The following is a 13048-nucleotide window of genomic DNA, read 5'->3' as shown; positions in this document are numbered from 1 at the left end:
GATCGCTACGCCCGATACATCATCGCGAGCAAGCTCCTACAGATAGCGCCGCGGCAGTGGGCGAAGAGCTCTTAGTCCAGAACGCGCTTAGGGTTATTCCAAACGTATTTGAAAAAATTATGAACTAATCCGAAGATTTGCTACTCAGAGTTACTGAATGGCTGGTGAAGCCCTTCGATGCTCCTATGTTGTGTTAAGTGTTGGCAGATATCTGGACCCCGCCCTAGCGGTCTAGAACTTGAACCCCGGAACTTCCCCCTCCCCATAGAAGTCCGGGGTTTTTTTTGCCTGAAAACTGGCTGTGGCGCGCTCAGGCAAAGCTTTTGCCTTACCTGAACGCATCACAGCCAGTTTTTTATCCGGCAACCTCGGCGCCCTTGTCCGCCAGCTCCATCCAGCCAGCCAGTACAGTATAGGCATCTTCCAGACCCATGCGTTTCGGCGCCGAAAACAGCTGAATCGACACGCTGTCACCCCAACCCTTGCGAATTTCCGACTGCACCTTGAGCAGCGTGTTCTTGGCTGCGCCGTAGGTCAATTTGTCCGCTTTGGTCAGCAGAATGTGCATCGGCATGCCGGCAGCGACGGCCCAATCAAGCATCAACAAGTCGAAGTCAGTCATTGGATGACGGATGTCCATCATCAGAATCAGCCCCTTCAAACTCTCGCGGCCACCCAAATAAGCCTCAAGGTGACGCTGCCAGTGTTGCTTGAGCGGGATAGGTACTTTCGCGTAACCGTAACCCGGCAGGTCGACCAGACGGCGTTCATCGTCTAGCTTGAAGAAGTTCAACAGCTGTGTGCGTCCCGGTGTTTTCGAGGTACGCGCCAGGCTGGCATGGGTCAGGGTGTTGAGCGCACTGGACTTGCCGGCGTTGGAACGCCCGGCGAAGGCGACTTCAAAACCTTCGTCGTCCGGACATTGGTCGACTTTGGCGGCGCTGAGCATGAAGGTGGACTGTTGGCACAGACCGAGGATGGGATTCTTGAGTTGCATGGGATTTCCGATGTGGGTGGCGCCGGGAATGGGCGCGGCAAGCAGTGTCGCTTCCGTTTCAGTGACGCCAGTATATAATGCCGCAGATTTTGTGTGCGCTTTGTCCCAGCGTAGGATGAAGTTCACGAGAGCGACAGACCTTGATTGCGCACTAGAACGCAACACGCTCTCAACCCTGAAAAGGTCGTTTTATGACGAAGTGGCTGCTAGTTGCCGGTGTCTTGATGCCGCTTTACAGCGCTCAGGCTACACAGGATCCGGAAGCTGTGTACAACCGTGTTTGTGGTGCCTGTCATTCCGGCCAACTACCCATGGCGCCCAAAAAAGGCGATCAGGAAGCTTGGACGCCGAGGTTGGCGAAAGGTATGGAGACGCTGGTGCAACACGTGACCCAGGGTTTCAAGGCGATGCCGCCGCGTGGTTTGTGCATGGACTGCAGTGCCGAGGATTACCGAGCCATCATCCAGTGGATGAGCGAGTAAACCCGGTCCATAACTCTTAACCCTTAGCCGTAGTTGGATTAGCTGATGAACAAATTGATCGTGAGTCTGCTGTTGACCGTGGGAATCTCCGGCATTGCCCATGCTGCAGGTGAGCCAGTGAAACCTGGTGACGCCGCCGCAGGCCAGGCAAAAGCCGCCGTATGTGGCGCCTGTCATGGCCCGGATGGCAACAGCATGGCGCCAAACTTTCCAAAACTGGCGGGGCAAGGTGAACGCTACCTGACCAAGCAGCTGCACGACATCAAGTCGGGCAAGCGCACCGTTCTGGAAATGACCGGCCTGCTGACCAACCTGAGCGATCAGGACCTGGCGGACATCGCCGCCTACTTTGCCAGCCAGAAAGGCAGCGTCGGCGCCGCCGACCCGAAAGTCGTGGCTCGTGGTGAAGCCCTGTTCCGTGGCGGCGATCTGAACAAGGGCCTGCCATCCTGCACCGGTTGCCACTCGCCAAACGGCGCCGGCAACGCGGCCGCCGGCTTCCCGCACCTGGGTGGCCAACACGCTCAATACATCGCCAAGCAACTGACTGACTTCCGCAAAGAAGAAGGTGGCCGGGCGAACGACGGCGATACCAAACCGATGCAGACCATTGCCAAGAAACTGAGCGACGAAGACATCGCCGCCGTGTCCAGCTACATTCAAGGCCTGCACTAAGTCTGACGAACCGGGCGATGCGCGAGGCATCCAACGCCTGCAACGTTAACGCTCGATTAATCCGTCGCAGCAAGTATAAAAAGGGTGGCTTTGGCCGCCCTTTTTTGTGGCCGCTGCCGTTACACTACAGAACTCAGGCCCGCCATGACCTGTCTGAATACAGGTCACGCGAGGCGAAAAAATTTGTCCAGGAGTAAAGCATGCGTAATCTGATCATCAGCGCCGCACTCGTCGCTGCCAGCCTGTTCGGCATGACTGCCCAGGCCGCCGAAGCCCCCGCCGCCCCTTACGTCGAACTGAGCAACCCGGTTCCGGTCGCCGTTCCGGGCAAGATCGAAGTGGTGGAGCTGTTCTGGTACGGCTGCCCGCACTGCTACGCGTTCGAGCCGGTGATCAATCCTTGGGTCGAGAAGCTGCCTTCCGATGTGAATTTCGTGCGTATTCCTGCCATGTTTGGCGGCCCATGGGATGCCCACGGGCAAATGTTCCTGACCCTTGAAGCCATGGGCGTGGAGCACAACGTTCACGCAGCGGTGTTCAACGCGATTCAGAAAGAGCACAAGAAACTGACCGACAAGAATGACATGGCCGACTTCCTCGCCACCCAAGGCGTGGACAAGGACAAGTTCCTCGCGACTTTCGACTCTTTCGCTATCAAGGGCCAGATCGTCAAGGCTCGTGAACTGGCCAAAAAGTATGAAATCTCTGGCGTTCCAACCATGATCGTCAACGGCAAATACCGCTTTGACGTAGGCTCCGCCGGCGGTGCAGAACAAGCCCTGCAACTGGCCGACAAACTGATCGACAAAGAGCGAGCGGCTAACAAGGCTGCCGCCAACTAAGGGCAGTACCCGCCATGCGCCGCTGGGGAACCGAACGCGTCGTTGGCCTGCATGATCCGCGGGTCAACGAGCATCACCTGGAATCGACGGGCTTGCCCGCAGACAGCCGTTTGCGCCTGCTCAGTTTCAATATCCAGGTCGGCATCAGTACCGAGCGCTATCGGCATTACCTGACCCGGGGCTGGCAGCACCTGTTGCCGCACACAGGGCGCGCCGACAATCTGCAGAAAATCGGCAACCTGCTGGGTGACTTCGATCTGGTCGCCTTGCAGGAAGCTGATGGCGGCAGCCTGCGCTCAGGCTACGTCAATCAAGTCGAGCACCTGGCCCAGCTCGGCGCCTTCCCCTACTGGTATCAACAACTCAATCGCAATCTCGGACGCCTCGGCCAGCACAGCAATGGTGTGCTCAGTCGCCTGCGCCCGTGGGCGATCGAAGACCATCCGCTGCCGGGGCCCAAGGGTCGCGGGGCGATTCTGGTGCGCTTCGGCGAAGGTCCGGAAGCACTGGTAGTGGTCATGATGCACCTGGCACTGGGTGCGCGAGCCCGCAGCATGCAATTGGCCTATATCCGCGAAGTCATTGGCGGTTATAAACATCAGGTCCTGATGGGTGACATGAATACCCACGCCAGTGACCTGCTGCAGCACTCGCCATTGCGCGACCTCGGCCTGCTCGCGCCGCAACTGGAAGCGACATTCCCCAGTTGGCGCCCGCAACGCTGCCTGGACCATATTCTGCTAAGCCCGACCCTGACCCTTGAAAAGGTCGAGGTATTGGCTCAACCCATTTCCGATCACCTGCCGGTCGCGGTAGAGATTCGTCTGCCGGGTTCGCTCACGGCCGATGCATTGCCCGCGCTGAGTCCTGCCCTTCGCGGAACCCCTGAATGAGCGACGAAGCACAGCGCTGGAAAGAGAAGTACCTCAAAAGCATCGAACAACAGGAAAAACTCGAACGTCGTTGGGATGCCCGCCTCGACTTGTTGCGTCGCGGACTGGTACGCAGCACCCTGGCGGCAGAAGGTACCGACCGCGCCGTCGACCAGTGCATGAAGGAAATGCGTGAAGTCGTGCGTACCGATGACATGGACGCCGGACTGGCCGCCCTGATCCCGCGCCTGGAAAAAGCCGTGCTCGACTCCGAGCAACGCCGGGAAACCCGAGTGAACCAGACCAGCGCGGCACTGACCGCACTGGTCACTCAGCTGCAAACATTGCCGCTGCCTCGGGAAGTCAGCCGACCGCTGAAGAGTTTCGCCAAACAGCTGGATAGCCGCGTCAGCCAGGCTCGCGAGATTCCGTTGCTGCTCAGTGAACTGAGCGGCTTGCAAGGTAAAGCCTTGAGTCAGGTGGAGAGCCCTGCTGAATCCGGTCGCCCTGGCTTGTTGCAACGGCTGTTCGGTCATCGGGACGCCGAGGATGCCGCTACGCCCCTCACGCCTGTCGCCGGGCATGACCCTGTCGAAAAGTCTGCGGAAACGATCCCCGTGACAATGGCAGCGACACCGTCCGCAACCGCCGAACCCGCACCGGTTGTCGATGAGCCGCACGTCAAAGCTTCAGATCCGAGCGTCGTGGCCGCCAAGCCACAAGTCATCCAGGCATCATCCGATTCGCCAGAACCCCTCGATTCGCAGCAGGAGTCTGCGCCACTCCCCGCGGCACCCGCTCATGTTGATCAGCCTGACGGGGCGTCAGTACTTGCCGAGGCACCAGCGCCCCAATTCGAGCCGACAATCAATCCCGACGAACTGACACCCGCTGCGCTTCCCGCCCCCCTGCCACAACCTTCAGCCCTGGCTTCCGGTGAGCAGGACCTGACAGGGCACGAACTGCTTTACGCGCTGCCGGACTCCCCCGAACCCTCCTACAGCTCGGTGGCCAGGCACATCGAAGACACATTGCTGGGCCTGCTCGACGACCTGACGCTCCCCGAGCGTCACCGCCCGCAAGCCGAGTCGATGCGCGATCGGCTGAAAAACGGTTTGAACTGGTACGAATTACTACCGATTCTCGACGATCTGGCTACCTTGATGCTGGCGATTTCAGACAGTGGCCAACATGAATTCGAAGCCTACCTGCTGCGCCTCAATGAGCGTCTCGAGTCGTTCCAGAGCAATCTGCAAGCCGCCAGCGCCGGGCATGCCGACAGCCGTTCCGCCGCAGAAGCCATGGACACGCAGATCCGCGAACAGGTGGACGGCTTGCAGACCAGCATGCACGAAGCGGCCGACCTGGAGGATCTCAAGCACGTACTGGAAAACCACCTCGAGGGCCTGCTCGGTACCATGGACCAGCATCGCAAGCAGCGCGACGAGCGTGAGCAGGAGGTTGCGGCACGCCTGCACAGCCTGGCCGAACGGGTGGCGCACATGGAGCAGGAAGCCCTTGGCTTTCGAGAACACCTCGAGGAGCAGCGCCAGAAAGCCTTGATCGACCCATTGACCGGCCTGCCCAACCGCGCAGCCTGGAGCGAGCGGCTCGACCATGAAATCAGCCAATGGCAACAACACGGCAACACGTTGATGCTGGCCATGCTCGACCTCGATCACTTCAAGCGTATCAACGACAACTACGGTCACCTGGCGGGTGACAAAGTGCTGAAAATCATTGCCACTGTGCTGAGCAAGCGTCTGCGCGGGACGGATTTCATTGCCCGGTTTGGCGGTGAAGAGTTTGTCCTGTTGCTGCCTTCGACAGTGCCGGCAGCGGGTATGAAATTGCTGGAACACCTGCGCGCGTCGATCGAAGCCTGCCCGTTCCACTTCAAGGGTGAGCGGGTAACGATCACTATTTCCATGGGCCTGACAGCGTTCAAACCTGGCGAGCATAGCGACCTGGTACTCAAAAGAGCCGATCAGGCGCTCTATCGTGCAAAGAATGCCGGCCGTAACCGGGTGGAGCTGGGCTGAGGCAATTGTTCCATTTTGTTTAAAACTGCCGGATTGCCCTCTGTACGCAGGACAGTACGTTACACTGTTGCATTACTGTCTTGCGTGTATCGCCTCCCACCATGAAATTTCTCTCTCTCATTGTGTCGCTTCTCCTCCTGGCCGGCTGTGCCAGCGGCCCCCGCTACGACACCAGTCATCCTTCAGCCAATCACGACAGCCGTATCCAGTTCGTGGTGATGCACTACACCAACGCCTCAATGGAGCGCTCGCTGCAACTGCTGACCCGTGGCGAAGTCAGCAGTCATTACCTGATCGGCGACGACAAGAAAGCAACCATCTACAAATTGATGGATGAGAACCTGCGGGCCTGGCACGCCGGGGAAAGCCAATGGCAAGGTCGGACCTGGCTGAACTCCAGTTCCATAGGCATCGAAATCGTCAACCCGGGCTTCAAGGACACACCGACCGGGCGCCTCTGGTATCCCTACAGCGAAGCGCAGGTCCAGTCGCTGATTGTCCTGCTCAAGGACATCAGCAAACGCTACGCCATCAGTCCTCGCAGCTTCGTCGGTCACAGCGACATTGCACCGCTGCGCAAGCTCGATCCGGGGCCGCTGTTTCCCTGGAAGCGCCTGGCTGCGGAAGGTATCGGTATCTGGCCGAACGAACAGGCCGTGGCGCGACAGCAGGCAGGGTTCGAAACACAGCTGCCAAGCATCAGTTGGTACCAGGCACAACTGGCCCGGGTCGGCTATGAAACACCCCAGACCGGCGAACTGGATGTCGCCACGCGCCATGTGATCGCCGCCTTCCAGATGCATTTCCGTCCGGCCCGTTTCGACGGTACGCCGGATGCGCAAACGGCGGCGCTGCTACAGGTGTTGAATCAGACAAAATAATGACGCCCGCCCGACGGTCAGCGCGTTTTCCCAATCAGCAGCTATAACTCATTGGTAATTCGTCGGATATTTTCATAATGGCTGCTGCTCGAGAGACGCTCCGTAGTTGGTTCTATCGCCCATGGTTTTTGGCGATGCTGGCGGCTGTCCTGAGCGCAACGCTACTGATGACCGGCAGCCTGTTCATCGCCCTGCATCAGGTCGAGCAGAACGAAAGCCAGGAAATGAACGCCCAGGGTGAACGCTTCCTCGCCCGCCTGGAGCAATTGTTCGGGCAATTGCGCGAAAGCCTAGACGACCTCGAAGCCCAGCCGCTACGCAGCTGCAATGACGAAATGGTCGCGACGCTGCAGCAGGTCAGTTTCAATTACCGCTTCGTGTACGAAGCCGCCTACATGGACGGCTCGCGGGTATGCACCAATCGCCCGCGCCAGGAAGGTTTGTCGCTGACACAACCACCGGACATCAAAGGCCCCACCTACAGCTACTGGCTGAACACCACCACCGAACCCGATGAAAACCGGGCTGCGCTGATGCTCGGGCGCGGCAATTTCCGGGTCGCGACATCGCGTGGGCATTTGACCGATATGGTCGACCTGTCTCCGGGCAGCAGCCTGCTGGTGGTACTTGACCATGGCACTCGGGCGATTCCGGTGCTGGGTGTATCCCAGGCCTGGCCACCGATTGAGCATTGGCCGCCGAAAAGCCGTGATGCGCTGCAAGTCACGCATTCGCGCCTGATTTACCGCATGCCTACCGACAACCCGGAATACCAACTGGTGTTGATCAGCCCGCGTGGCGGTGCCCACATACCGCCAGTGTGGTGGTGGTTATTGCCGGTCTGCCTGGGGTTGGCCATATGCGTGGGTTTCCTGGTGTTTCTATTGGTGCGCCAGCGCCAGTCCCTGGATGCCGAATTGACGGGCGCCATACGCCGGGGCGAATTGCAGGTGCTGTATCAACCCATTTTCGACCTCGACAGCCGCAATTGCGTCGGAGCCGAGGCCTTGCTGCGCTGGCGTCGGCCGGACGGAACCCTGACCAGCCCTGACCTGTTCATTCCGATGGCGGAAAACACCGGGCAGATCCGCCAGATGACCGACTTCGTCCTGCAACGTTTGCTGGAGCAATTGGGGCAATTGCTGCGGGCCAATCCGCAGCTGTACATCTCGGTCAACCTGGCGGCCTGTGATGTGATGGTGCCGCGAATTGGCCAGGTAATGGCGCGCCTGCTGACCCTGCACCGGGTCGCCGCCAAACAGATTGCTTTTGAGGTCACCGAACGGGGACTGATCGATGTGGTGGTCGCCCGGGAAAACCTGCAGGCCTTGCGCGATGTCGGGCATCAGGTGCTGATCGATGACTTTGGCACCGGCTATTGCAGCCTCGCCTATCTGCAAACCCTGCCGATAGATTGCCTGAAGATCGACAAGGCCTTCATTGATGCACTGGGCCATGACGCGGCCAGTAGCGGAGTGGCCCCGCACATCATCCACATGGCGCAATCACTGCACCTGACCGTCATTGCCGAAGGCATCGAACATGAAGCCCAGGCGGCGCTCCTCAGCAGTGAAGGTGTGAAGTTCGGTCAGGGCTGGTTGTTCGCCCATGCGTTGAGTGCTGTGCAGTTGATCGAGCTGATTACCCGTGGCCGCCGGCGGACCAGTCGACGGCTGGATGACGAAGCGTAAAGCGCGTTACACCGTCAACGCCATGTAGAACTGCGTGCCCTGCCCCGGCCTCGAATAAACCCCCATCCGCCCGCCGTGCAGTTGCACGATTTCCTTGCACAGTGCCAGGCCAAGCCCGGCCCCGCCCTTTTTGCGACCGACCTGCACAAAGGGCTCGAAGATCCTTCCCTGTTGCCCATAGGCAATGCCTTCCCCATTATCTTCAACACTGATGATCACCCGCTCGCCATGACGCCGGGCCTGCAAACGTATAAGGCCACCCGAGGCGGTGTGACGCAGCGCATTGTCGAGCAGATTGTCGAGCACCCGGTCCAATTGCGGCTGATCGGCCTGCAGCCGCGGCAATGGCCCCTGCACTTCCACCAACAGCTCGATGCCCTTCTCCTCGGCGCCGCTGGTGAAACGAATCTGCGCCTGCTCCAGCAAGTCCTCGATGGAACACGGCGCCAGTGTGAGTTTCTGCAACCCGTTCTGATAACGCGAGAAGTTCAGCAGGTCGTTGATCAACTGCATCAGTCGCTGCATTTCTTCGTTCACCGTATCCAGCAGATCGGCTTCGCGGGTATCCGGGGCAAAGTGCGCGCGCTCGCGGAACAGGCCGAACGCCATGTGCATGCCGGTGACCGGCGTGCGTAGCTCGTGAGAGGCGCGCAATACGAACTCGCTGCGCACCCGTTCGAACGCCCGCTGTTCGGTAACGTCATGCAACACCATCACCGCGCCGAGAATATGCCCCTGGGTATGGATGACCGGCGTCAGGCTAAAGGTGAGTAACCGCGTCTCGCCATCGACCTCGACACTCAAGTCCTCCGGGACTCGCTCCAGCGTGCCGCCACGCAGTACCAATTGCAGCTGTTCATCGAGCTCGGGACGTTGCAGCGCCGCGCCCAGCCCCAGGCCGACCCGGTCGTCATCCCAGCCCAACTGGCGCTGCGCCACCGGGTTGAGGTGTTCCAGATGCCCCTGGCGATCGATCATCAGCAAACCGTCGTCGATACTGTCGAGTACCGCCTGCAAACGCTGCTGACCGGCAAGCAGTTCATCGACATTGGTGGCTTGATGCTCACGCAGCGCTTCGGCCATGATCCCGAAGCGCTTGGTCAACTGGCTCAGTTCAACCGCCGAGGAAACCGGCAGGGTGACGTCGAAATTGCCTTGGCCGATGTTGTCTGCCGCCTGTACCAGAGCCTCGATGGGCTCGCCGATACGCCGGGCGATGGCATGGGCAGTCACGAAGCCGATGATCAGCACGGCCAGCCCAACCAGACCCAACAGCCCGGCAATCAGCAATGCGTGTTCGCGGGCCTGGCGCTCGGTATCGTTGATGTTATCCAGCGCGCGCTTGTGTTCGGTGATCAATCCATTGCGCAGCGCGTTGAATTTTTCGGTGAGTTCATCGTTGCCGCTCAGCACATGCGTCGTATCAGGCGAAACTTCATACGCCTTGATAAAGCTCAGATAGTCGGCCTTGGCTTTTTTGAAACCGTATTCGCTGCCCTCGCCCACCGGCTCCTGGGCAATGCCTTCCTCCAGTAATTGGAAGTAATGCTGCTTGGAGGCTTCGAAGGCGGAAGCATCATGCTGCTCGCTGAGCATGATGATCAACTGATCACCCAGCGTTTGACGCAGCTTGAGCCCTATATCCAGGGTGACGAAGTTGTTGCGCACCAGCGCTTCCTGGCTCCCGGCCATTTGCATCACGCTGACCAGCCCGAGCATCAGCCCAAGCAGCGCAACGGTGATCAGCGCGGAAATGCTCAGGAACAACCGGGACCGCAACTTCATCGCCAGTTTCATCGGTGGCGGCTCACAAGTTGTACTGTTTACGTTTGCGGTACAGAGTCGAAGCGTCGATACCCAGGGTCTTGGCGGCTTGATCCAGAGTGCCTGCGGTGGCGAGGACGGCGCCGATATGGGCTTTCTCCAGTTCATCCAGGCTCAAGGCCGCGCCAATGCGCGGCGCATTGTTGACCGGCGTCTCGGCCATGCCCAAGTGACTGATCTCGACCCGCTCCTGCGGGCAAATAATGCTCGCCCGCTCCACCACGTTGCGCAGTTCGCGAATGTTCCCCGGCCAGCGATAACTCAACAGCGCTTCGCGGGCCTCGTCGCTGAACCCCCGGGCCGGGCGTGCGTACTCTTTGACAAAGCGCGCCAGAAAGCGGTCGGCAAGGGTGAGAATGTCTTCCCTGCGCTCGCGTAACGGCGGCAGGTGCAAGGTGATGACGTTCAGGCGATAGAGCAGGTCTTCACGAAAACGGCCATCGCGGACCATATCTTCGAGGTTCTGGTTGGTGGCTGCGAGGATGCGTACATCAGCGCGACGGGTGACCGGGTCACCCACGCGTTCGTATTCTTTATCCTGAATGAAACGCAGCAACTTGGGTTGCAAAACCAAGGGAAAATCGCCGATTTCATCGAGAAACAGCGTACCGCCATCAGCCTGATTGACACGACCCAAGGTGCTTTCACTGGCTCCGGTGAACGCTCCGCGACTGTGGCCGAACAGTTCACTTTCCATGAGCTCGGCGGTCAGCGATGGACAGTTGATGGTAATGCAGGACTTTTTCGCCCGCTTGCTCCAGCCATGAATCGCCTGTGACAGCTCGCCTTTACCGGTGCCGGACTCGCCGAGTATCAAGATATTGGCATCGGTGCTGGCGACCTGGCGGGCCGTCTCGAGCACCACCTTCATGGCCGGACTATGGGAGTCCAGGCCATCCTGGGGTTTGCGCACTTCGCCTTCCAGGGCTTCCAGGCGCGCCGACAATTGCCGCACTTCCAACTGCTTGGCAGTGGCCAGACGCAACTGATCGGGGCTGCACGGCTTGACCAGGTAATCGGCAGCACCGGCCTGTATGGCATCGACGGCAGTGTCCACCGCCGAGTGCGCGGTGACGATCACCACGCGCATCCAGGGCGCTTGAATGCGCATCTGAGCCAACACATCGAGGCCGTTGTCCTCACCCAGGCGTAAATCGAGGAAGCACAGGTCGAACACCTGACGTTGCAGCAACGCATCGGCTTGGGCAGCGCTGTTGGCGGTTGCCACGCTGTAGCCTTCATCCTCGAGGCAATAACGGAAGGTACGCAGGATGGCGGACTCATCATCCACCAGAAGAATGCGGCCTTGATGCTCAGTGGCGGATTCCATTTTCCTACGCTCCCTAATGAATGATCTTGGTTAGTCTCGGAAAAATCGGGCAAGTTGCATGGTTCATTCTGATCCATTCCCGCCATGGCAGGTAGTGATCTCCCTGACGCCGGTTTTCCCCTGATTTTTGATGCCTTTTATAGATAGCTGCTTTTCACATGACGAGCACGTCCCTTTCTGACAGCTACGCCCTCCTCTCAATTCAAAAATATTGCACGGCATGCCTCGCGGATCGTGCATTACGCACGACCGCGTCATGGCCCATCGTGCAGGATGCGTCCGAGCCCCCTGGGTTCGCACCTATAACAGGTTGATTTTTATATGTTTTTTTATGAAAAAAATCTGGCATGGCGACTGCAACGACACAAATATCGCAGGGCAATAAAAAACGCCCTCAAACCGATTACCCCCGTGTGGGAGGAGCTTCAGGATGAATCGCCAACGTGCCACCCCATTGCATCTCTCGCCACTGTTTCTGCGCCAAGGTTTGTTTGCCGTACTGGCACTGTTGATCACGTTGATCGGCGGCCAACAGTTCATGCGCTGGGAGCAGAGTCAGCAGCAAGAAGGGCCTAGCGTGTCGTTTCAGCACCCGACCCAAACCCACTTTAGCGCCGCCGGCAGCGGCATGGCCGACAACACTTCGATGCGAATGATGGACGTCGACCAACACCAGGCGAATGAAATGCCTCGTCAGGAGCGCTGGGTGTTCTAAGTACACACACTTGGCGCGCTCGATGCGCCGGGAATCGCACCTCTGATAACAAGCGTAAGGAGAATCACCATGTTGAGCTGGGCAATCACATTCTTGATCATTGCCATTGTCGCCGCCGTACTGGGCTTCGGTGGTATCGCGGGCACCGCCACGGGTATCGCCAAGATTCTCTTTGTCGTGTTCCTGGTGATGTTCATTGCTTCCTTCTTCTTTGGCCGTCGCGGCCGAAGCTGAACATGAGCGTTCAGGTAAAGACTTTGGCAGCCGCCCGACTGTTGGGCGGTGCTGCCCCAAGTGCAAGTGCCGTGGCGATTGCCGCCATTGACGGGCAGTCACACGACCGATTCCTCGGCAAACCGGACCAGGGTCTGCAGGAATTGTTGATGGAGAAGTTAAAGATGGACCGCAACTGGTACTGATTTCAGATACACGAAAGGAGCCATCGCTTCTTTCCCCTGCGCCCACCCGAGGAAGGTCGGCGCATGACCAAGGGGTCGGGACGTTCTGCCTGTTTCAGGGGCGGAGTGACCTACGGGTACAGGGAGTGCCTGCGCAAGGGCCGGGTCAGGAAAGCTGCGTCGCAAGTTCGCCGGTCAAACATGACCCGACGAACTTGCGAAGGGCTTCTATACGCAAAGCGTTGAATTAGAGCGATCCACCCTATTCGTCCCCTCCTCTCGATAAACCGGCCGCCTTT

At 59.0% G+C, this 13048-nt stretch carries 13 protein-coding genes; 10 read left to right on the top strand and 3 right to left on the bottom strand.

The annotated features are described in order from the left end of the window. Positions 1-355: 355 nt before the first annotated feature. Positions 356-997: a ribosome biogenesis GTP-binding protein YihA/YsxC gene (gene yihA, locus LAB08_RS00265; RefSeq protein WP_096514075.1), complete on the bottom strand. Its 642-nt coding sequence runs from the start codon at positions 995-997 to the stop codon at positions 356-358. Between the two features lie 191 nt (positions 998-1188). Between yihA and LAB08_RS00260 the strand changes: the two genes are divergently transcribed. From LAB08_RS00260 to LAB08_RS00230, 7 genes are all read left to right on the top strand, one after another. Continuing rightward, positions 1189-1479 (top strand): c-type cytochrome, encoded by a 291-nt coding sequence (locus LAB08_RS00260; protein ID WP_096514076.1) that lies wholly within the window; start codon positions 1189-1191, stop codon positions 1477-1479. A 45-nt stretch (positions 1480-1524) separates the two neighbouring features. Then, positions 1525-2154: a c-type cytochrome gene (locus LAB08_RS00255; RefSeq protein ID WP_096514077.1), complete on the top strand. Its 630-nt coding sequence runs from the start codon at positions 1525-1527 to the stop codon at positions 2152-2154. A 200-nt stretch (positions 2155-2354) separates the two neighbouring features. Beyond that, positions 2355-2996 carry a thiol:disulfide interchange protein DsbA gene (gene dsbA / locus LAB08_RS00250; RefSeq protein WP_096514079.1) on the top strand — a complete coding sequence of 214 codons (642 nt, stop codon included), beginning with the start codon at positions 2355-2357 and terminating at the stop codon, positions 2994-2996. Between the two features lie 14 nt (positions 2997-3010). Beyond that, a complete protein-coding gene (locus LAB08_RS00245) occupies positions 3011-3889 on the top strand; it encodes an endonuclease/exonuclease/phosphatase family protein (protein ID WP_096514080.1) in 879 nt (292 codons plus the stop codon). Continuing rightward, positions 3886-5910, top strand: a complete 2025-nt coding sequence (locus LAB08_RS00240; protein ID WP_096514081.1) for a GGDEF domain-containing protein — start codon at positions 3886-3888, stop codon at positions 5908-5910. Before LAB08_RS00245 ends, LAB08_RS00240 begins: the two co-directional genes overlap by 4 nt. A gap of 101 nt (positions 5911-6011) precedes the next feature. Then, positions 6012-6791 carry an N-acetylmuramoyl-L-alanine amidase gene (locus LAB08_RS00235; protein ID WP_096514082.1) on the top strand — a complete coding sequence of 260 codons (780 nt, stop codon included), beginning with the start codon at positions 6012-6014 and terminating at the stop codon, positions 6789-6791. 77 nt (positions 6792-6868) lie between these two features. Continuing rightward, complete coding sequence (locus LAB08_RS00230; protein WP_096514083.1) at positions 6869-8482, top strand: EAL domain-containing protein; 1614 nt, start codon at positions 6869-6871, stop codon at positions 8480-8482. 6 nt (positions 8483-8488) lie between these two features. On the opposite strand, the gene LAB08_RS00225 is transcribed toward LAB08_RS00230, so the two are convergent. Together LAB08_RS00225 and algB are read right to left on the bottom strand one after the other, a co-directional pair. Beyond that, positions 8489-10279: a KinB sensor domain-containing domain gene (locus LAB08_RS00225; protein WP_096514084.1), complete on the bottom strand. Its 1791-nt coding sequence runs from the start codon at positions 10277-10279 to the stop codon at positions 8489-8491. A gap of 10 nt (positions 10280-10289) precedes the next feature. Beyond that, on the bottom strand, positions 10290-11636 hold the full coding sequence (algB, locus tag LAB08_RS00220; RefSeq protein WP_096514085.1) for a sigma-54-dependent response regulator transcription factor AlgB: 1347 nt from the start codon (positions 11634-11636) through the stop codon (positions 10290-10292). 430 nt (positions 11637-12066) lie between these two features. Between algB and LAB08_RS00215 the strand changes: the two genes are divergently transcribed. The 3 genes from LAB08_RS00215 (at position 12067) to LAB08_RS30220 (ending at position 12770) form a co-directional block, all read left to right on the top strand. Beyond that, positions 12067-12351, top strand: a complete 285-nt coding sequence (locus LAB08_RS00215; protein WP_096514086.1) for a hypothetical protein — start codon at positions 12067-12069, stop codon at positions 12349-12351. 69 nt (positions 12352-12420) lie between these two features. Next, positions 12421-12585, top strand: a complete 165-nt coding sequence (locus LAB08_RS00210; protein WP_096514087.1) for a DUF1328 domain-containing protein — start codon at positions 12421-12423, stop codon at positions 12583-12585. Positions 12586-12587: 2 nt separating this feature from the next. Next, positions 12588-12770 (top strand): hypothetical protein, encoded by a 183-nt coding sequence (locus tag LAB08_RS30220; RefSeq protein WP_096514088.1) that lies wholly within the window; start codon positions 12588-12590, stop codon positions 12768-12770. Positions 12771-13048 lie beyond the last annotated feature (278 nt).

The sequence above is a fragment of the Pseudomonas izuensis genome (genome assembly GCF_002356535.2).
Classification (GTDB): domain Bacteria; phylum Pseudomonadota; class Gammaproteobacteria; order Pseudomonadales; family Pseudomonadaceae; genus Aquipseudomonas; species Aquipseudomonas izuensis.
This window is presented reverse-complemented; position numbering and strand designations above follow the sequence as displayed.